This is a genomic window from Serratia sp. PL7 (genome assembly GCF_945957435.1).
The window spans coordinates 195,206-214,571 of sequence record NZ_CAMFLB010000006.1; the positions used below are offsets into that span (position 1 = coordinate 195,206).

The window sequence follows — 19,366 nt, forward strand, 5'->3', positions numbered from 1 at the left end:
TAAAATGCACTTGGCTGTATTGGGGCTACTATTGCCAGTAGCCAGCACCACGTTGGCCGCAGAAATCGTAAATAAAGACGGCAATAAATTGGATTTATATGGGCAGATTAATGGCGTTCATTATTTCAGTGATAATGCTGGCAGCAGCGGGGATCAGTCCTACACTCGCTTTGGCTTTAAAGGTGAAACACAAATTAATGATGACATCATAGGATACGGCCAATGGGAATATCAGATTGGGCTGAACGAAGCGGAAAACGGCGAGCAAAGTGGTAACTATACGCGGTTGGGTTTTGCCGGGGTGAAATTCGGCCCGTTTGGCAGCATCAGCTATGGGCGCAACTACGGTTTACTCTATGATGTTGGCAGCTGGACCGATGTATTACCCGAGTTTGGTAATGACAGTTATGAAGCTGCCGATAACTTTATGACCAGCCGGGGCAACGGTATGTTGACCTATCATAATCAGGGTTTGGGGGGGATTATTGATGGCCTGGATATCGGCATGCAATATCAGGGAAAGAATCGGGGGGACGACGCTCATCGCACGCAAGACCTACAGACACAAAACGGCGACGGATATTCCTTCTCCACGACCTACGACATGGGTTGGGGGCTAAGTGCTGGCGGTGCCTACGCCAATTCGGATCGTACACAGGCACAGCGTAGCTTTGGTCTGGCCAATGGCGATCGTGCCAGAGCCTGGACTCTAGGCCTGAAGTACGATCGGGATAACCTCTATCTGGCAGCAAACTATACCCGCACTCAGAACATGACCTACGTGGATGGTGGCAACTACACCGGCTTTGCACCAAAGGCCGATGCCGTCGAGGCCGTGGCGCAGTATCACTTTGATTCTGGCATCACCCCTTCTCTTGCCTATTTGCAATCACGTGGGCGTGACCTGCCTGGCATCGGTGATACCGATCTGGTCAAGTATATAGATATGGCGCTGGGTTATAGCTTCAATGCCAATATGTCGACCTATGTTGAGTACAAACTGAACCTGCTGGATAAACACAATGCGGCCGGTTTAAGTGCTGATGATGTCGTCGAGACGGGGATTATGTACCAGTTCTGAGAAGTTAAGCACTGAAACACATGCCCAATGAGGTTTGGCCTCATTGGGCTTTTTTATCGTTTTTGAACGGATAAAAGGCAGCAAGCGGACAGATGAATGAAAGTTAAAAACAGTGAATACAATCATGCTAGCCGTTTTTTCTGCATTCCGCATTGCCAATCGGCATTTCCCTCTGAAATTATAGTATTTATCATAGCGAAGCCAAAGAGAATAATCACCACATTGACTGCATTGCAATCATTTAACGGTTTAGTTTCACTTCCATTTCTTCGGGATTTATAGCCAGCCACGTATTTAAACTACAACCTCGTTGACGCTATGTTTAGTTTAAACAACCCTTGCGACACCCATTAATATTAAATTACATTTTGCAGTTATAAAACACCACTCAGTTATTGAGCTTCCAGAGCCTTGTGGGTACTATGAGACTCCGATTTGATACAGGATAAAATTATGGACACCGACGGTTCGTTATTCATTGGTTTGTTGAGCCTGCTGGAGGCTTAGGCGCAATAGTCATTTTACTGCGTCCTGAATAGTATCCGGATGTGACGTACTCACGTCACAACTGCACTTGATTCTTACTTCCTTCAGCGCCTTATACTAGGCGATCCCTAGCTGACAGCACCACTCAATAGCCAGAATTCAACTTATTAATCAGACCAATAAGGCCGCTGGCATTCTCCCGTGTAAATTTTCACGTCTGGATGTTCCTGTGTAAAACTCAGCGGCATATCCTTTTCGCCAATTTTTAAATATAACCAAGGAAATATGATGGCCAAGAAAAAAGTATTACTTACTGTCAGCAACGTTAGCAAGAGCTTCCAACCTACGGCCAAAAAATCACATTTGGTCCTTAGTGATATCGACCTCAAAGTCTATGACAATGAAGTGATCAGCGTATTAGGAAAGTCCGGATCGGGCAAATCTACCCTACTGCGGATCATCTCAGGTTTGATATCTCCTGATTTTGGTGATGTCATGCTGGGTGAGGACAAAGTCTCAGGCCCTAACCCACAAATCAATATGGTTTTCCAGAACTTTGCTATTTTCCCTTGGTTAACCGTCTATCAAAACATCGCCTTTGGATTGCAGGCACAGCATTATTCCCAAGACACCATCGATAAACAGGTGATAAAAATGCTGAACCTGATTGGTCTGGAAAAGTATCGCAATGCTTTCCCACGAGAACTTTCCGGTGGTATGCGCCAACGGGTAGGGTTTGCCCGTGCGCTCGTCGTCGAACCTGAATTGCTGCTACTGGATGAGCCTTTCTCTTCCCTGGATATTTATACCGGAAAAAATCTGCGCAGTGACCTAATGCAGATTTGGTCGACGCGGCAAATAAAAACTCGCTCCATGATTTTAGTAACCCACAGCGTAACAGAAGCCGTAATGATGTCAGATCGGATTATTTTGCTTGGTTCAGAACCCGCTACCGTTACTGGCAATTATGAAATCACCCTGCGGCGTGAAGAGCGGAACAAACGCTCAATGCAAAGCCTGATCGAAGAAATCAGCGCGGAGCTAAGCCAGCAAATTGCCACTTCGGCCTATTAAAGCCAAGCCCTGTGTAAACGCCGCTGATCCGCGTCTGCCAAGGCATAATATCGAATTTTAATCGCTGACTGGCAGATGAAAAGTCTGCCATTTTAACTACCTGTTTATCAAGAGTTACCTTTTATTCGGTGTTTCATGATAAGCAGATACCATGTTGAGTTTTATCATGCATTTTTTTCAAACATTATTAACGTTGTCAACGGCATCGTTACTTGGCGCAATTATTGGCTATGAAAGACAGTTCCGGCAACGCACCGCCGGGTTACGCACCAATACGCTTGTTGCCACCAGCGCAGCTATTTTTGTACATCTGGCTATGACCATTGATGGCAGTGGGGGTGCGGTAAGAGTGATTTCTTATGTGGTTTCTGGCGTCGGTTTTCTTGGGGCCGGGGCAATCATGAAAGAAGGTATGAATATCCGCGGCCTGAACACAGCGGCTACGCTTTGGGGGTCGGCAGCCGTTGGTACCTGTGCGGGTTGTGCATTATATGGAGATGCACTGGCCGCTACCTTATACGTGCTGGCTGCCAACACACTGCTGCGCCCGATCGTCAATATGGTCAACAAACAACCCTTCAGCGATGTTAACGGTGAATCTACCTACCAGATCTGCGTTATTGCATTTGAACACGAGCAGCGCGAAGCGTTAGCCAAATTCAAGCAGGTGATGCAAGCCGAAAACTGCTTTATCTCGCACCTGGATATCGAGCCTTTTGGCGATGATGACGTGGAGATCACCGCAACTCTCATGCCCGCCTCTGTCACTACTACGGTACTTGATAAAACCGTCAATACTTTACTTGGCGATAGCATGATGAAGCAGGCCTATTATAGCCGAATTTGTGGCTCTGGTTAAAAAACGTCATGCAGGCCCCTTTTACACAGCTGATTAAAATATGAATGAAGAGACTTATTATGAAAAGTATGCCGAAATTATCCCATCTGACTACCTTTAAAGAAATTGTTTATTGCGGTAGTTTACATGAAACATCAAAAAAACTGGCTATTTCACAACCGACACTCAGCCGTATTATTAAAGAACTTGAAGAAAATATTGGATCGCGTCTATTGGAACGCAGCAACCGTGGTGTTCGGCTCACGGCGGTAGGTCAAGCTTTTTTTCAACGCATTGACGCTATCACCAATGAGTTAAGAAATACCATTTATGAATTCCGTGGACTGCAAGAAACCGGAGAGAAATTCTTGCGCCTTGGCATGAGCACCTATCCATTGCTATGCTATCTCCCCGACGCCCTTGAGATCTTTAATCAGCGTTATCCACACACCCGTATTGTCGTGATTGAGGATTGCCCCGAAGGGTTGGTCGCCAAGTTGAGAAATAACGAATTGGATCTGGTGGTCTGTAACCTCAGCGAGGGGATTAACTGTGTCGATCTGGTAACGCAGGACTTTAAGTGTGAAACGTTTTCGCTTTATCAAGGGAACAATCAATCCCCTGATGAGCTGCCGCTGGACGAAACCAAGTGGGTAGTCCCACATTCCTGTACTGCTGGCCGTTTAGCAATGCAAGACTCCTCTTTCCCGTGCACGCAGCAGGGTCATGTCGTGGAAACTGATTCTTTCCTCGCCACCTGGTGCCTAGTGAAACAACAGGGTTATCGCGCGCTATTAAGCGATCGTATCGTGACACAATACAGCCCGCAGCTGAACCTCAAGAAAATATCTGCTGAAGATATCAATATCAGCGCATGCTTTTATATTATTCAACGTGACGAGCCCATGACATCATCCATTACTAACGATTTTACCGAGATCCTGATGGCGATGTGAACGACAGGTAAACGTCCTCTTCCAGTTGGCTTTGTTGATTAAATCGAACTTCTGACTGCAATCAGGATCAGAACACCACATTCCTGATCCTGTAGCGGTATCCCGTGGCAAAAAATTTAAAAACAACAACTGGGCGGCCTACAACAGAACTCTCGTCAATCTGGGGCATTAATGAGGTTAATGTTGCCTAACGCCGCGGCGTTCACCGTTAAATAATGGCACGCCTAAAAGTTAAACCTCTCGGCTTTGGTTCGCTCGCTGTCGGTGTAGCAGCGTCATGGGGATAATCGCCCGCTGACTTTGCCCTTCTCCTTTTAACGCCTGCTGCATGGCTCCAAACGCCTTTTCGACCCAGGCATCCTCATTTTGGCGTACCGACCAGATGTTATTGGATAAAAATCCTAGCATCGGGTGTTCGTCGAAAGTTCCAATATTAATTTCCGAAGGAATATAGCCAAAATGCGAGCGCAGCACGCTTAATGCCCCTTCCAGCACCGGCAGCGAGGAAGCAATAAACGCAGGCGGCGCTGAGTGATGATGTTCCAGAAAAGTACGCATCAGCATTTCGCCATCTTCCCGGCGGTTATGCGCCGCCTCCATTATCCATTGGCGCGTATCTGCAATACCTCGCGTAGCCAGCACCGCCTCATAGCCACTCATACGCTCTTTGATCGTCGGTTGGCCGACGTCACCGGCCATGAAAAACAGTGGCATCTGGCCCGCGTCAAACATCGCTTCGGTCAGCGCGGCGCTGCCGCGCTGATTATCACTCACCACCAGCGATACGTCGGGTATGCCAAAGTCTCGGTCCAGCAATACCAAAGGTTTGGTTGAGCGTTTCATATGGTGTTTCTGCGATTGCAGCGAGGAAGGCACCACAAACAAGCCGTCCACGTTGCGTGCTACCAAGGCTTCCACCAGCCTGTTCTCATGTTTCAAATCGCTATAGGTACAGCAGATCATCAATTGATAGCCCGCCTCACGGCAGCGGATTTCCAGTTTTTCGGCCAGCGTTGAGAAAAATACGTTAGATAACCGTGGAATGATTAACCCAAGCGTTTCGGTTTTATTCAGTTTGAGGCTGCGAGCCGTATGGTTAACGGTGTAGCCATGTTCGGCCACGTATGCATTGATGCGAGCCTGGGTCTTGCTGCTGATACGGTATTGTTGCGCTTTATTATTCAGCACCAGACGGACGGTTGTGATGGAGATATTCAGTGCAGTGGCAATTTGCTCTACTGTTTTAGCCATGAGCAACAGCATCCATGAAAAACAATCAAGAACTCTAGTCTATCAGACTTAGCTACTTCGAGTCAGCGAGGGATCTAGCGGTATGAGCAAACACCGGCGGGGCACAAATTGGTGGTTGAAAGATACCTGCCAGAGCGGCGTAGTCGCCCTGGCAGGTTGCGGATTACAGCGTATCTTTCGTCAGATCACGTCTGGAGGTTTCTGGCGCCCGCCAGGCGGCATAGGCCGCGACCAGTGCCGCAATGACCACATAGCAGGCAACCAGCGTCCAGTCATTGTTATCGATTGCCGTTAATCCTTTAGCAATAAACGGCGTGAAGCCTCCGGCAACAATGGCCCCCAGCTGTGCGCCAATCGATGCCCCGCTGTAACGGACTTTTGGGCCAAACAGCTCCGTGAAGAAAGAAGGCTGTACGGCGTTAATCGAGTTATGGGCAATGTTAATCAGCAGGATATAGCCCAGCACCATCAGTACGAAAGAGCCGCTTTCCAGTAACCAGAAGAAGGGGAAGGCCATTGCTGCGGCAAAGAGTGCACCGAAAATGTATACCGGGCGTCGGCCAACCTTATCGGACAAAGCGCCGAACAGCATATGCATCGGGAACGCCAGCACGCAGGTGGACATAATCACGTTCAGCATGGTCTGTTTATCGACCCCAAGCTGAGTGGTAGCGTAGGACACTGCAAATACCGTGGTCATGAAGAACGGCACGCTTTCGGCGAAGCGCAGCACCATAATCAGCAGAATACTGCGCCACTGGTCGCGGACCACCGTGATCACCGGGCTCTCTTCTTTTTGCACAACCTTTTTCGGATTCAATTTCTGCTGTCTTTGCACTTCCTGGAACACCGGCGTTTCATCCAGGCGACGGCGCATGTACATGCCCACCAGCACCAAAACGACGCTCAGCATAAATGGAATACGCCATCCCCAGGACAACAGCTGTTCTTCCGGTAACTGGGTCACTAGCGCAAATATCCCGGTAGCCAGTAACTGACCAGAGAACCCCCCGGTCTGTGGGATTGAACCGAGCAGCCCACGGCGATTGGCGGGAGCACTCTCGACCACCATCAACATCGCACCGCCCCATTCACCACCGACCAGAAAACCCTGTACGAAGCGCAGCACCACCAGCAAAATCGGTGCCCAGATCCCGATACTGTTATATGAGGGCAGGCAACCAATCAGGAAGGTCGCAGCCCCCATACCGCCCAGCGTGATTAACAGGGTAATTTTACGCCCGAGCGTATCCCCCATGTGACCGAAGAATACTCCGCCCAGCGGGCGGGCAACAAAGCCCACCCCGAAGGTGGCGAAAGAGGCCAGCATCGCGGTCAGAGGGCTGACGTTGGGGAAGAAAACCTTACTGAAAACTAATGCACTCGCCAGGCCATACAGCAGGAAATCATAGTATTCGATGGTGTTACCAATCCAGCTAGACACCACTACGCGGCGAATACTGGATTTATCCAGTACAGCTTTTTGTGTTACAGGCATATCCAGAGAAACTGACATGGCATACTACCTCATTGAGTCGCGCCAGAACGTTTAGGGCACTCTGGCGTCACCGCACTGCTTACAGCCGGCGAATGTTGTAGGGTACTGTTATGGTTCGTCCGGGCTGCTTCAAGCCAGATGCAATGCGCAGTAGACGATATTTTTTCGGTTCCAGGTGTAAGTGAGGTGCAAAGTATCCCCCTCAAAAATGATTGCGGGGTAAGAAAACTCCCCTTCCCCGCTCTCTACATCCAGCGGGGTTGACCAGTGCTCACCGTTATCAAACGACAGACAGAGTGAAATCGGGAAACGCCGACCCCAATTGCCTTCGATCGGGTTATAGGCAAGTACCAGAACGCCCTGAGTCGCGCGTACCAGATCGATACCGCTGTTATTATTGGGCAGGCAGGTAGCGTAGGCCGCGCACCAACTTTTACCGTTATCCGTAGAATCACTGCGATAAACGCGCCCGCGAGTGCTACGCATCAACATATGAATATGGCCTGCGGCCGATTCCCACAGCGAAGGTTGAATCACCCCATCCCACTGAAAAACCCTTTCAAGATCGTTTTCCCATAGGGCATCGGCCTGTAACCCTTGCCATAGCTGACTGTCATCATGGCTGGCCTGCTGTTGATGCTTAATGGGCACCTGAACCATCTGCCAGTGCTGGCCCCCATCTTCACTACGATCGACAAAGGCATCCCAATGGCGATCGTCTTCGGTTGACCCTGGTGCCAACCAACACCCGTCGCTGGTCACCAACAATTTGTTTTTCACTGGCCCGCGTGGCAAAGCATCCCTCTTGACCAATTCCGCGGGTGCGCTCCAGGTAACGCCGTCATCCGATGATTTCACATAGCGGGTTTTCCATTCATGGACATTGGGGCCGACTTTATAAAACAGCCAGATATCTCCCTGTTGTTTGTGCAGTACAGGATTCCAGTGTGCCAATCCCTCGCTGAAAATGGTTCTCTGCGGTGTCTGCCATATTCCCTGGTGTTGCCGCGATAGCCAGATAGCCGTATCGCTACTACCTTCTTTCTGCCCGGCAAAATAAGCCACCAGCACGTCACCACTAGTTAAGGTAAGTAGCGTTGAGGCATGACAGTTGTTAAAACCCGACCAGTCTTGAGGCAATAAAAATTGCTGAACCCTGAGTGTCAAAGACATGGCTTTCCCCGTCATCAAAGCTGTAAATGAATTTGCAACATTTCGCCGAGCCGCAGCATGCTGTTAATCGCTTCGGGATAAAAACTTTCCGGATACGATTGGCTATTTTTAGAGCGGCAAGCGATGGAGCTGAAATTACCTATCTGTTGCTGATAAAACTTGGCGCACACCGGATAATCGAGATTCTCGACCAACGCAGCGGTAGAAAGGTAGTCGGCTAATTGAGCCGCTTTTTCTGGCTCGGCGCGCCAGTGTTCAAACAGCCAGACATATAGCGCAGGATGGAAGTTGGCCATCACCCCGCTATAGGCCTGACACCCGACCTGCAGTGAGGCCAGTAAGGTCTGACTATTGGCATTGGCCAGATGCAGACGGCTACCTTGGCTTAAGCTCAGCCTTCGCTCAATCACGGGCAACGAACAGCAGGTGTCTTTGATAAAAGTGTAACGCCCGCTGCTGGCACACCAGGCCACCACCTCATCGGATAGCAACCGTTTAAAGGGGTATGGGCACTCGTAAATACCCAGATCTATCTCCTTGGGGAGCGCGGCGGTAAGTTGCTGCAATGAGGCCAATACCTGACTGTCCGGCTCCCCGGCCAGGGCCAGGCGGTTGCTTATCAGGATCTGGCCATCAATCCCCGTCTCACACATGGCGTTGAGCTGTTCCTGTTGCTGGCTGATGCCACTGGCGGTATGGCCAGAAGCCACCACGGGCACACGGCCGTCAACCTTCTCGACAATAAACCTGACTAACTGGCGGGCTTCGCCGTCGCTGAGGAAAAACATTTCGCTCGACTGGCAGGCAGCAAACAGCCCGTGGACGCCCGCATCCAGATACCAGTCCACCAGTTTTTCCAGTGAGCCCCAATCAATTTCCCGCCGTTCGCTAAACGGCGTCAGCATCACGGGCCAGATACCGGTGTACTTCTGTGCTTCAGTTCGCGTTTGCATCATCGTTTCCTTACAGCAATTTGAGAGCATCGCCTGCTACCTGCACGCGGATCCCCTGAGTCAGAGACTGGGCCACAAAAGCCTTGAAGACCTCCGCCAATACCGCTTCCTCTACATAGGCCACCGTCAGGTGATTACTTTGGTGACCCGCCATCAGGTCATCTCGCCCAACGCCGTCCAACACCGCATTCAATAATGGCCACTCGTAGTTGGTTGCCCGCCGACGGCGTTCAAACTCGGCTTCGGGCAGTTCCACCGCGTGGCCGGTACCGATGTGCATAATCACCTCAATGCCCTCATAATGTGCACGCGCCCAGATAAAGCGGCCGCCTTTGCCCTGGCCGGTAATAGTTGAGCCACCATATGGGAAGAACATCGCTGGCTGGCGATAGCCGGTAGCACCGGCGATCCCTCCTTTTAGATGTGCGAACGGCACCGCCCCGGAAATCTCCAGATCCCAATAGAACGTGCCCTGATACTCACTCCCCCAGCGAATATCGTGCAGCGTAGTTTCAGCTGGCATGCCCAACGCATCCAGCAACTGCCACAGCATTGCCTGAGGGATCGCCGTACCCATATCGACTTCGTTGATGCAAGGAATGGCTTTGCCGGGCCAGATGATTTCGCCATTTTCGTCTGGGATCGGGAAACGCTCCGCATTACCGATAGCCCCTTCGGCGAAATCTGACGCCGCACAGCTGTCTTTCAAGCCCTGCTGATATTGCACTCCCACCGCAGCCAGGCCAAAACGCTTAACAAAGCGCGCCATGGCAATCATCATGGCGCATTGCTCCAGCACCTGCTCACGAGTCAGCTCCTGCTGGCTGTCGCTACCCAACTTAAAGTCCATCCCACGGTCTTCATACCACTGCAAACAGGCCTCGCGCAGCGCCTGTGGCACCTTGTTCATCTCGATCAGCAATGCCGATTGTGAAAGTGACTCGATAGGCATACCGATATTCACCATCGCTTGCTGCGGGAATACGCCATTTATCATTCCCATACAGAAAGTATCGAACAGCCCGATAATCGCCTTGTTGCGCAGCAGATATTCCCCTACCTGCCGCCCCTGCTGGCCTGCTACGCTGGCCATCACCGGGTGCGTTGGCTCAATGGGCCGCAAGTAGCCGGTAGGATGACTGACGGCCCCGTTACGTAGCCAGGTTGCCAACCCCTGTTCAAATAAATCGTCGTCAAAATTCACCGACCACAAACGAGAATATTGCTTGCCCAAGCTGGTCAAGCTACCTGCCATACATAGCATGCCAACCAGGCCAGGCCAGGTACCGTCAAAATTTGCCAGCAATAACACCGGACCACGGTGGTGGATCAGTGAAGGGGCGATATGGTGTGAATACTGCCAGGCGGTTAACAGCACGATCACTGGCGCATCAACATCGATCTGCGCAAACAGGTCACTACCCTGGCGCTGGTTGCTAATAAACCCGTGGCCACGCTGAGCATCTACCGGGTGGGCACGCCGCATACGGTAACCATGCCGCTCCAACGCCGCCTGCAATTTTATTTCAAACTGCTGTTGTACCGGCCAACATGCCAGGTTGGCGGACTCGCGCAGATCGGCGTTTGTCACCATCAGGATCTCTTGGTGTTGAGGCTCAATCGGCGCGGGTGCCGATGGAAGTTTTACTGTCAGCATCGTCGATTCCTTAATATTGATTAGTTAAGCCCGTACCTGCATGACATCCGCAGCCAGCTGTTGATGCTGATACATCTGCAAATACAGTTGATATTTTGCCTGCCGGATTTCCTCTTACGACTGTTCCACCACCTTTGTGTGAGGATGAAACTGGCTGATTGGGCGAACAGCAAAGACCAGACACTCTCCCCTCAGCGTTAAATATCCGCGCTCTGACGCTCGCTCTGCACCGACATCAATTACGATAAAACAGCTGCCGCATTGCTCCCGCCTTCATTGCTAACTCGAGTTAGCAATGTATGACCCAGAGAAAGAACAGACAAAGCCTTTAGACGGAATTTGTGACTCAGTTCATGGTGAATTATTTAATTCATTGATTTGTATTAACTAAAAAATCACGATTAGCAGAAAAACCAGGGGCGGTGATGAGCGGATTTTTATTCAGGATAATTAGTGCGGAAGGACAGATCTGCGACAGGCATAAACCAGCTGGCATATGGTGTATTAGCGTATTGGCACAAAGCCCGTAACGGCCCCCTCAAATACCTGCACAACACAAGGCAAACAAGGGTAACTACAGTCAACATCCAATGGCTTACTCAACATTGCCACAAACGAAAAACCCCAAGCTCTTACGAGCTTGGGGTCTGTATTTGGCGGAAGGACAGAGATTCGAACTCTGGGAGCTGTTACACTCGACGGTTTTCAAGACCGTTGCCTTAAACCACTCGGCCATCCTTCCAATGGGCGCAGATATTAACGGTACCGTTATGAAATGTCTATCGTTTTCACATAAAAAAAAGCGTCAAAATGCGCGTTCGCTTAAATTTCAGGCCGATTATGGTAAAAAAAGCCAGAACCCCGCATCAGCGAGGCTCTTTTGAACACTAAACAGGCCGTTATTTAGGTTGGGTATCGTACTCTGAACAACTCTGATAGCCCTTGTTCATCACGTGGCCGGTGTCGTTGTAGCTGACAAAATAGGTCTGCACTTTGCCATCCCGTGGTGCCACGGCATAGGTATCACAGGTACCCTTCGCATGGATCAGGGTGGCTGAGGTGGATGGCGGCCCGGCAATGGCTCGCACCTGCTGCTTCGTCATCCCGACTTTGACATCGCTTACCACAGGCTCGTTCACATAGCTCGCGGCCCTGTCGTAAGTGGTACACCCAGTAAGTACGGTAAATAGCGCCGCAGTACATACGGTCAAAACCAGTTTCTTTGTCATCGCTTATCTCCTTAGCATGCTTATTGTTATCTAAGTGTAGATGCTAAAAGGCTTTTCTGCCAATAATGCTTTGCTGCCGTTAATAGTTGGCCCAGATACCCGGCGTTACCAGTTCCAACAGGTGGCCATCCGGATCGCGGAAATAAATGCTCTCTGCCCCCTGTTCCCAACGCATACGCCCCTCTATCTCAACACCGTGTTCGGCTAACTGCTGCTCCCACAGGGGTAACTGGGCCTCGCTCACGGCCAAACCAAGATGTTGTGGGCCACTGCCGTCATGAGGGGGAATATAGCCTCCCGGATAGTGAGCACCGTCCAGCGAATCTCCGGCGACAAACAGCAGCAACACGCTTTGATCGGAGATGTTATAGGCCAGGAAACGATCATTTGCGACCATAGCTGGCAGTTGCAATACCTGCTGGTAGAAGGCAGCGGCTCGTTCGATATCATTGACATACAGCACCGTCTCAATCACGCGTTCAATCTTAAGTTCCATAACAACCTCCTGATTTATCAATTTATAAACAGGGTAGACAGGTACGGGCTCAGCAGAATAGCAATCAGTGCCGCGCGAAGATCAATCTGTGCTGCTGGAGAACGGGCAAAAAAAACGCGGCCCGAAGGCCGCGCTGTCACATTCACGGTATTGCTTAGAACTGGTAAACCAGGCCTACAGCAACCACGTCGTCGGTATTGATACCGGCTTTGTCGGTAAATGTGTTGTCGTCCAGCAAGTTGATTTTGTAGTCAACGTAGGTGGACATGTTTTTGTTGAAGTAGTAGGTCGCGCCCACATCAACATATTTCAGCAGATCCTGGTCGCCGTAACCGCCACCAATGTCCTTGCCTTTAGACTGCAGGTACGCCACGGAAGGACGCAGGCCGAAGTCGAACTGGTACTGTGCAACCACTTCGAAGTTCTGTGCCTTGTTCGCGTAACCGTACAGAGAGCTATTGCTGTTGCCGAAACGGGTAGCATTGTAAGACTGAGTATACATCGCTGCCAGATAGACGTTGTTGGCGTCGTATTTCAGACCACCGCTATAGCCTTCGGCCTTACTACCACGACCCAGAATAGAAGAGGTGCCGTTAGGGCCACCGTTCTGATCGTTGGTACGGTCAGCATTGAAGAACGCACCAGCAGCACTGATGCCATAGCCCAGATCGTAGGAAACGGACATACCGTAACCGTCACCGTTCTGGTTCAGGACATCACGACCATTGTTGCTTTCTTCACCGTTGCCGTTTTTACCCTGATACTGCAGAGCAAAGTGCAGGCCATCAACCAGACCGAAGAAGTTGTTGTTACGATACGTCACTACACCGTTGGTGCGTTGGAACAGGAAGTTGTCTGCACCATAGGTATCGCCACCGAACTCAGGCAACACGTCGGTCCATGCGCCGATGTCATACATCACACCGTAGTTACGGCCGTAATCCAATGAGCCGTAATCGCCGAATTTCAGACCAGCGAAGCCCACACGGGTGAAGGCATCATTTTCAGCTTCGGTTTTATTCAGCTGAACCTGATATTCCCACTCACCATAGCCGGTCAGCTGATCGTTGATCTGAGTTTCGCCACGCAGGCCAAAACGCATATAAGACTGATCGCCATCGGTTTTATCGTTGTCGGAAAAATAGTGAAGACCATCGATTTTACCGAACAAATCCAGTTTATTGCCGTCTTTGTTGTAGATTTCTGCTGCACCTGCAGTGCCTGCCATCAACAGAGCTGGGACGATCAGGGAGAGTACTCGAAGTTTCATCGTTATTATCCTCTTAATTATGTCGAGCTACGGCCACTGCTCTTCTGAGCATTATTAGCGCGACTGTGAATCACCATTCTGGTAACAAGGGCTATATTAATCCAGAAAGAAAATGATACCAAGTATCCGATAGTGTTTCATACCAATATTTAAAGGTTTCAAAATGTAAATACTGGCGAACTTTAACAAAAACTTACCGACAAATAAAATTAAGCACCGAAAGATAAAAAAATAAATTAAACCTTATAAAACAATGAAATATACAAATCTTTATAAAAATAAAGATATCAGTACAAAAGTATCAAACAATAAGCACGTTGTGCCAAAAATCGCTTCAACGCCTGGCGCTATAATCACCCCGCTATCATCATTATTTTCATTATTACCTTCATTATCCGTATGATAATTTTTGTAGTTACGACCGGCCTCTGGCCGGTTTTTTTATACCCAAAACCAGCGCGCAAATCGTTCCAATAAAGCATTTTATGCACAAATTTAATCACAATGAGATATCATAAACATGGTCAATCACCGCACTAATAGCTAAATAAATAATAAAAATACCGACCACTAATTAACCAGTGAATAATTTTCAGGCGCTCATCGTTTAAATAGCCCACAATCACATACAAAATAACAATGAATCCTGCATCAATTCCCTCGATAATATATTTGTTACTTTGAGAAACTATCTCACCCTCATCAGCAAGTGATCTAACACAGCACCTCCCCCCCTGATGGGTTACAGGGTTAACGCGAATCCTTTCGACCCCGATCACAGATTGTGATAAAAACAGGGGTTCATTTAAGCCACTATCCAGAGCCGATCCCGATACCGACATGACAGTCACTTGCAACGAACAAAGTAAGCCCGGTGTGCCCGAGCAGAATGCTACCCGCCTGGCCTTTTTTATCGCCGGACTGGCGATGGCCACCTGGGCGCCGCTGGTACCTTTTGCCAAAACGCGTATCGCGATAGATGACGGCTCATTAGGCCTGTTGCTGCTGTGCATCGGGGTTGGCTCGCTCATGGCAATGCCGTTGACTGGGCTATTGACCGGCAAATTTGGCTGTCGACGCGTGATCCTGCTGGCGGGCATCGCCCTATGCATCGATCTGCCGCTGCTGGTGCTGATGGACTCCACCTTGGGGATGGCATTGGCGTTGCTGCTGTTCGGTGCGGCGATAGGTATGATTGACGTAGCCATGAACATCCAGGCCGTGGTGGTCGAACGCGCCAGCCATCGTGCCATGATGTCCGGCTTTCACGGTTTCTTCAGCGTTGGTGGGATCGCCGGTGCGGGTGGAGTCAGCGCCCTGCTATGGCTGGGGCTAGGCCCGCTGCAAGCCACGCTGATCGCCGTCGTCGCCATTCTGGCTCTGCTGCTGATTGCCAGTAAAAACCTGCTGCGTGAGAGCGGCGGAGATAAAGAAGGCCCGATGTTCGTTCTGCCACGTGGCTGGGTGATGTTCATTGGCCTACTGTGTTTTATCATGTTCCTGGCGGAAGGCTCAATGCTCGACTGGAGCGCGTTGTACCTGACCACCATGCGCGGGATGGATCATAGCCAGGCAGGCTTGGGTTACGCCTTGTTCTCCATTGCCATGACGATCGGCAGGCTGAATGGCGATCGCGTGGTAAATGCCATGGGCAGATATCAGGTACTGTTGCTGGGTAGCCTGTGTGCGGCCATCGGCCTGGCATTGGCTATTACCATAGACAACGCCATAGCCTCTTTGATTGGTTTTATGCTGGTCGGCGTCGGGGCATCCAATGTGGTCCCTATTCTATTTAGCGCAGCTGGAAACCAACGCGTCATGCCTGCCAACCTGGCCATCGCTTCGGTCACCACGGTGGGCTATGCCGGTATTCTGGCCGGCCCGGCGGTGATCGGGTTAATCGCCCAGATCTCCAGCTTGACGTTTGCCCTGGCCTGTGTGGCGGCATTACTGCTGATCGTCACTGCCAGCGCCAAAGCGGTCACTCGCTAATTTCAGGAATGCGTAGCCATGTTGCAAGATAGACAACTGACCATTAACTCCCGCTACATCACACGCAGCTTCTGGCTGTTTATCGTGCTGCTGGCCATGGCCATTGGGTTGTACAGTTACAACTACACCAACGCCTACCTGACGGAGAAAAAGCATGCCGTCAGTACCATCGCCAATATGCTGCAAAAGCGCATCGACAGTTACCGCTTTCTGACCTACCAAATCTACGACAAATTTGGTAATACCGCGGCGCTTCCCGTTGAAACCCATCTGCAGGAAACCCGCCTGCGCCCGGATGTTTATTACGTTGAGAAGCCACGCAGCAAAACCGATGCGGTCATTTTTGGCAACCACGACAACGCCACGTTGGCTGCGGTTGCCAGTATTTCGGACTTCCTGGATAACCGTTGGGGAACCGAAACCGAAAACTATGCGATGTATTTTCTCAACGGGCAAGATAACAGCCTGAGCCTGGTGACAACCCAATCGCTGAAAGACCTGACCTCGCGGTTGAAAGAAAACTACCTGACCACGTCGGTATCGGACCGCCGCACCGAAATGCTACAACAGGCCAATATGCTGGACGAACGCGAGAGTTTTTCCGGCCTGCGCAAACAACGCTTCCAGAACGCCTACTCGTTTTCTATCCGCACGACCTTTAACCAGCCGGGGCATTTGGCCACGGTGGTCGCCTTCGACCTGCCGATTAACGATATCATTCCACTTAACATGGCCCGCTCCAACTTCCTGTTGCTGCCCGATGAGCAAGAGATCGACGATAGTGTGGTGCCAAGCGAAACGGCAATCAACGCCCAGGCCGCCTTGAAAGGCAGTTGGGTTGAATTCAGTGTTTCATTGCCCAACTCGCCTCTGCAGCTGATTTACCGCGTCTCAGCTTTCAATCTGGCGATTGACCTGTTGCGCAATAACATCTGGCTACTGGCGATCAATCTGCTGTTGCTGGCGCTATCGATGGTGGGTATTTATTTCCTCCGCCAGCAATACATCCGCCCCAGCGAAAATATCGCCGCCGAGCTGGATCTCCAACGCTCGCTCAACCAGGAAATTGTCGCCAGCCTGCCTTGCGGGCTACTGGTCTATGACTTTGCCGACAACAGCGTGATTACCAGCAACAAGATCGCCGAGCACTTGATGCCACATCTTAGCCTGTCCAAAATCGCCCATATGGCGGAGCAGCATCATGGCGTGATCCAGGCGACGGTCAACAACGAAGTCTATGAGATCCGCATCTTCCGCAGTCAGCGAACGGCGGAAACCTATCTGTTCCTGCTCAACGATCAGGATAAAGAAGTGATGGTGAACAAACGGCTGCAACAGGCCCGCCGCGAATACGATAAAAACGTTCAGGCCCGTAAGTTGATGTTGCACAACCTGGGGATCGAGCTGAATCAGCCGGTGCGACAAATGCACGAACTGACCCGGAGCCTGTGCCAGCCATCAGATGTCGAGCAGCAACAGACATTGCTTAAACAACTCAACCTGGCTTCTGCATCGGTATTGGATCTGATCGACAATATCACCCTGCTCACCCGGCTGGAAACACAGGATTGGCAGCCGGTACGTCAACCATTCAATCCCTCTGCACTGCTGGATGAACTGCTGCTGGACGTGCTGCCAGCCATCAACCAGAAAGGGCTGGCGCTATTCAATCACGTTAATCTGGACGTCAACCAACAGTACATTGGCGATGCTGGCGCACTGCGCAAAATCCTTTCATTACTGCTGCGCTACGCCATCATCACCACCGCCTACGGCAAGATCACCCTGGTGGTAGAACAGGAAGCCGAACGCCCTGAACACCTTGTATTTCATATCAATGATACCGGCACCGGCATTTCCAATGAGGAAATCAGCAACCTGACCTACCCGTTCCTAAGCCAAACGCTGGTCGATCGCTTCGATCACGGCTCTGGGCTGACGTTTTTCCTGTGTAATCAGCTGTGCAAAAAACTCAATGGCCAGTTGGATATCCGCAGCAAAATCGATATCGGTACCCGCTATACCATTCGTGTCACTATGGAGCAGGAGAAAACCGAGGAACAGGCGACAGAGAAATTACTCGATGGGGTAACGGCGCTGCTGGATATCACCTCCGACGAGATCCGTCGTATCGTGACTCAGCTACTGGCGGGCTATGGGGCCAACTGCATCGTGGCCGAGGAGCACCAAAACAGCCAGGATTATGATGTATTACTGACCGATAACCCGCAGCAGGCCGACGACTATACGTTACTGCTAACCAGCGATGAAGCGGGCTGGCAGCAGCTTGATAAAGGCTATATTCGCGTCAACTATAACCTGCACAATGCCATGATTGACGCGGTTCTGATCTTGATAGAACACCAGATGGCGGCACAAGAGCAGGAAGAAAACCCGGTAGGATCGCTGGCCGATAGCGCCCAAGTGTATGAAAAACAATTGAGATCAAGTGATTACTATGGTTTGTTTATTGATACAGTACCCGACGATATCAAAAAACTGTATACTGAGGCGGGCAGCAGTGATTTTGCAGCGCTGTCTCAAACTGCACACCGCCTGAAGGGCGTGTTTGCTATGTTAAATCTGCTTCCCGGAAAGCTTCTGTGTGAATCGTTAGAACAGCACATCGCGGACGGTGATGCGCTCAAGATCGAGAATAACATCAGTCAGATTGATTTTTTCGTCAGTAGACTGCTGCAGCAAGGTAGCCAACAACATGAATAACTTGAACGTAATTATTGCCGATGACCACCCTATCGTACTGTTTGGCATCCGGAAGTCACTTGAGCAAATTGAGTGGGTGAATGTCGTTGGGGAGTTCGAGGACTCTACAGCACTGATCAACAATCTGTCCAAGCTGGACGCCAACGTACTGATCACCGATCTTTCGATGCCGGGTGACAAATATGGCGACGGCATTACGCTGATAAAATATATCAAACGCCACTATCCGCAATTGTCGATCATCGTTCTGACCATGAACAACAATCCGGCCATTCTCAGCGCGGTGTTGGATCTGGACATCGAAGGCATCGTCCTGAAACAGGGTGCGCCCACCGATTTGCCAAAAGCGCTGGCCGCATTGCAGAAAGGCAAGAAATTCACGCCGGAGAGCGTCTCGAAGCTGTTGGAGAAAATCAGTGCCAGCGGTTACGGTGACAAACGTCTGTCTCCGAAAGAAAGTGAAGTGTTGCGTCTGTTCGCCGAAGGTTTCCTGGTGACCGAAATCGCCAAAAAACTGAACCGCAGCATCAAGACTATCAGTAGCCAGAAGAAATCAGCCATGATGAAACTGGGTGTTGATAACGATATCGCACTGCTCAACTATCTCTCCTCCGTCAGTATGACGCAGTTGGATAAAGACTAGTGTTCAACGGGTGCAGCATGCGGCACCCCTGAAACAACATTGTTA

The 19,366-nt window shown here is 50.5% G+C and carries 16 protein-coding genes and 1 tRNA gene; 7 read left to right on the plus strand and 10 right to left on the minus strand.

Features of this window, described 5'->3' with window-relative positions; genetic code table 11:
• The first annotated feature begins 4 nt into the window (after positions 1 to 4).
• From N6G83_RS25235 to N6G83_RS25250, 4 genes are all read left to right on the plus strand, one after another.
• Positions 5 to 1,081: a porin gene (locus N6G83_RS25235; protein ID WP_211136588.1), complete on the plus strand. Its 1,077-nt coding sequence runs from the start codon at positions 5 to 7 to the stop codon at positions 1,079 to 1,081.
• A 774-nt stretch (positions 1,082 to 1,855) separates the two neighbouring features.
• The gene (locus tag N6G83_RS25240) at positions 1,856 to 2,641 is read left to right on the plus strand and encodes an ABC transporter ATP-binding protein (protein WP_024530050.1); all 786 of its coding nucleotides are present in this window, start codon (positions 1,856 to 1,858) and stop codon (positions 2,639 to 2,641) included.
• Positions 2,642 to 2,792: 151 nt separating this feature from the next.
• Complete coding sequence (locus N6G83_RS25245; RefSeq protein WP_024530049.1) at positions 2,793 to 3,500, plus strand: MgtC/SapB family protein; 708 nt, start codon at positions 2,793 to 2,795, stop codon at positions 3,498 to 3,500.
• Positions 3,501 to 3,559: 59 nt separating this feature from the next.
• A complete protein-coding gene (locus tag N6G83_RS25250; RefSeq protein WP_211136584.1) occupies positions 3,560 to 4,435 on the plus strand; it encodes a LysR family transcriptional regulator in 876 nt (291 codons plus the stop codon).
• A gap of 231 nt (positions 4,436 to 4,666) precedes the next feature.
• On the opposite strand, the gene N6G83_RS25255 is transcribed toward N6G83_RS25250, so the two are convergent.
• The 10 genes from N6G83_RS25255 to N6G83_RS25300 form a co-directional block, all read right to left on the minus strand.
• Positions 4,667 to 5,686: a LacI family DNA-binding transcriptional regulator gene (locus N6G83_RS25255; protein WP_024530047.1), complete on the minus strand. Its 1,020-nt coding sequence runs from the start codon at positions 5,684 to 5,686 to the stop codon at positions 4,667 to 4,669.
• Positions 5,687 to 5,849: 163 nt separating this feature from the next.
• Positions 5,850 to 7,202 (minus strand): MFS transporter, encoded by a 1,353-nt coding sequence (locus tag N6G83_RS25260; RefSeq protein ID WP_024530046.1) that lies wholly within the window; start codon positions 7,200 to 7,202, stop codon positions 5,850 to 5,852.
• Between the two features lie 111 nt (positions 7,203 to 7,313).
• Entirely contained in the window at positions 7,314 to 8,357 is a 1,044-nt protein-coding gene (locus tag N6G83_RS25265; RefSeq protein WP_211136583.1) for an exo-alpha-sialidase, read from the minus strand.
• A gap of 14 nt (positions 8,358 to 8,371) precedes the next feature.
• Positions 8,372 to 9,313, minus strand: a complete 942-nt coding sequence (locus N6G83_RS25270) for a dihydrodipicolinate synthase family protein (protein WP_248006687.1) — start codon at positions 9,311 to 9,313, stop codon at positions 8,372 to 8,374.
• 7 nt (positions 9,314 to 9,320) lie between these two features.
• The gene (locus N6G83_RS25275; protein ID WP_211136582.1) at positions 9,321 to 10,967 is read right to left on the minus strand and encodes a signal transduction protein; all 1,647 of its coding nucleotides are present in this window, start codon (positions 10,965 to 10,967) and stop codon (positions 9,321 to 9,323) included.
• Between the two features lie 654 nt (positions 10,968 to 11,621).
• Positions 11,622 to 11,709, minus strand: a tRNA-Ser gene (locus tag N6G83_RS25280).
• A 157-nt stretch (positions 11,710 to 11,866) separates the two neighbouring features.
• Positions 11,867 to 12,196, minus strand: coding sequence for an osmotically-inducible lipoprotein OsmE (gene osmE, locus N6G83_RS25285; RefSeq protein WP_024530042.1), 330 nt, complete (start codon positions 12,194 to 12,196; stop codon positions 11,867 to 11,869).
• Between the two features lie 79 nt (positions 12,197 to 12,275).
• The gene (locus tag N6G83_RS25290; protein WP_211136581.1) at positions 12,276 to 12,692 is read right to left on the minus strand and encodes a VOC family protein; all 417 of its coding nucleotides are present in this window, start codon (positions 12,690 to 12,692) and stop codon (positions 12,276 to 12,278) included.
• A gap of 154 nt (positions 12,693 to 12,846) precedes the next feature.
• Positions 12,847 to 13,962 (minus strand): porin OmpC, encoded by a 1,116-nt coding sequence (ompC, locus tag N6G83_RS25295; protein ID WP_024529620.1) that lies wholly within the window; start codon positions 13,960 to 13,962, stop codon positions 12,847 to 12,849.
• 536 nt (positions 13,963 to 14,498) lie between these two features.
• Positions 14,499 to 14,804: a hypothetical protein gene (locus N6G83_RS25300; RefSeq protein ID WP_074028101.1), complete on the minus strand. Its 306-nt coding sequence runs from the start codon at positions 14,802 to 14,804 to the stop codon at positions 14,499 to 14,501.
• On the opposite strand from N6G83_RS25300, the gene N6G83_RS25305 reads away from it, so the two are divergent.
• Genes N6G83_RS25305 through rcsB form a run of 3 tightly spaced genes read left to right on the plus strand, consistent with a single transcriptional unit; the run spans position 14,803 to position 19,321 of the window.
• Complete coding sequence (locus tag N6G83_RS25305) at positions 14,803 to 15,954, plus strand: MFS transporter (RefSeq protein WP_211136573.1); 1,152 nt, start codon at positions 14,803 to 14,805, stop codon at positions 15,952 to 15,954. The two genes, N6G83_RS25300 and N6G83_RS25305, sit on opposite strands and share 2 nt — an antisense overlap.
• Positions 15,955 to 15,975: 21 nt before the next feature.
• Positions 15,976 to 18,678 carry a phosphotransferase RcsD gene (gene rcsD / locus N6G83_RS25310; protein WP_211136574.1) on the plus strand — a complete coding sequence of 901 codons (2,703 nt, stop codon included), beginning with the start codon at positions 15,976 to 15,978 and terminating at the stop codon, positions 18,676 to 18,678.
• Complete coding sequence (gene rcsB, locus N6G83_RS25315; RefSeq protein ID WP_021178490.1) at positions 18,671 to 19,321, plus strand: response regulator transcription factor RcsB; 651 nt, start codon at positions 18,671 to 18,673, stop codon at positions 19,319 to 19,321. Before rcsD ends, rcsB begins: the two co-directional genes overlap by 8 nt.
• The last annotated feature ends 45 nt before the right edge of the window (positions 19,322 to 19,366 follow it).

What these genes read in the sequence shown, in the direction of transcription:
- N6G83_RS25245 (WP_024530049.1), top strand. Translation starts at nt 2,793, where the DNA reads ATGTTGAGTTTTATCATGCATTTTTTTCAAACATTATTAACGTTGTCA.
- N6G83_RS25290 (WP_211136581.1), bottom strand. Translation starts at nt 12,692, where the DNA reads ATGGAACTTAAGATTGAACGCGTGATTGAGACGGTGCTGTATGTCAAT.
- N6G83_RS25250 (WP_211136584.1), top strand. Translation starts at nt 3,560, where the DNA reads ATGAAAAGTATGCCGAAATTATCCCATCTGACTACCTTTAAAGAAATT.
- osmE (WP_024530042.1), bottom strand. Translation starts at nt 12,196, where the DNA reads ATGACAAAGAAACTGGTTTTGACCGTATGTACTGCGGCGCTATTTACC.
- rcsB (WP_021178490.1), top strand. Translation starts at nt 18,671, where the DNA reads ATGAATAACTTGAACGTAATTATTGCCGATGACCACCCTATCGTACTG.
- N6G83_RS25240 (WP_024530050.1), top strand. Translation starts at nt 1,856, where the DNA reads ATGGCCAAGAAAAAAGTATTACTTACTGTCAGCAACGTTAGCAAGAGC.
- ompC (WP_024529620.1), bottom strand. Translation starts at nt 13,962, where the DNA reads ATGAAACTTCGAGTACTCTCCCTGATCGTCCCAGCTCTGTTGATGGCA.
- N6G83_RS25270 (WP_248006687.1), bottom strand. Translation starts at nt 9,313, where the DNA reads ATGATGCAAACGCGAACTGAAGCACAGAAGTACACCGGTATCTGGCCC.
- N6G83_RS25300 (WP_074028101.1), bottom strand. Translation starts at nt 14,804, where the DNA reads ATGTCGGTATCGGGATCGGCTCTGGATAGTGGCTTAAATGAACCCCTG.
- N6G83_RS25265 (WP_211136583.1), bottom strand. Translation starts at nt 8,357, where the DNA reads ATGTCTTTGACACTCAGGGTTCAGCAATTTTTATTGCCTCAAGACTGG.
- N6G83_RS25275 (WP_211136582.1), bottom strand. Translation starts at nt 10,967, where the DNA reads ATGCTGACAGTAAAACTTCCATCGGCACCCGCGCCGATTGAGCCTCAA.
- N6G83_RS25260 (WP_024530046.1), bottom strand. Translation starts at nt 7,202, where the DNA reads ATGTCAGTTTCTCTGGATATGCCTGTAACACAAAAAGCTGTACTGGAT.
- N6G83_RS25235 (WP_211136588.1), top strand. Translation starts at nt 5, where the DNA reads ATGCACTTGGCTGTATTGGGGCTACTATTGCCAGTAGCCAGCACCACG.
- N6G83_RS25255 (WP_024530047.1), bottom strand. Translation starts at nt 5,686, where the DNA reads ATGGCTAAAACAGTAGAGCAAATTGCCACTGCACTGAATATCTCCATC.
- N6G83_RS25305 (WP_211136573.1), top strand. Translation starts at nt 14,803, where the DNA reads ATGACAGTCACTTGCAACGAACAAAGTAAGCCCGGTGTGCCCGAGCAG.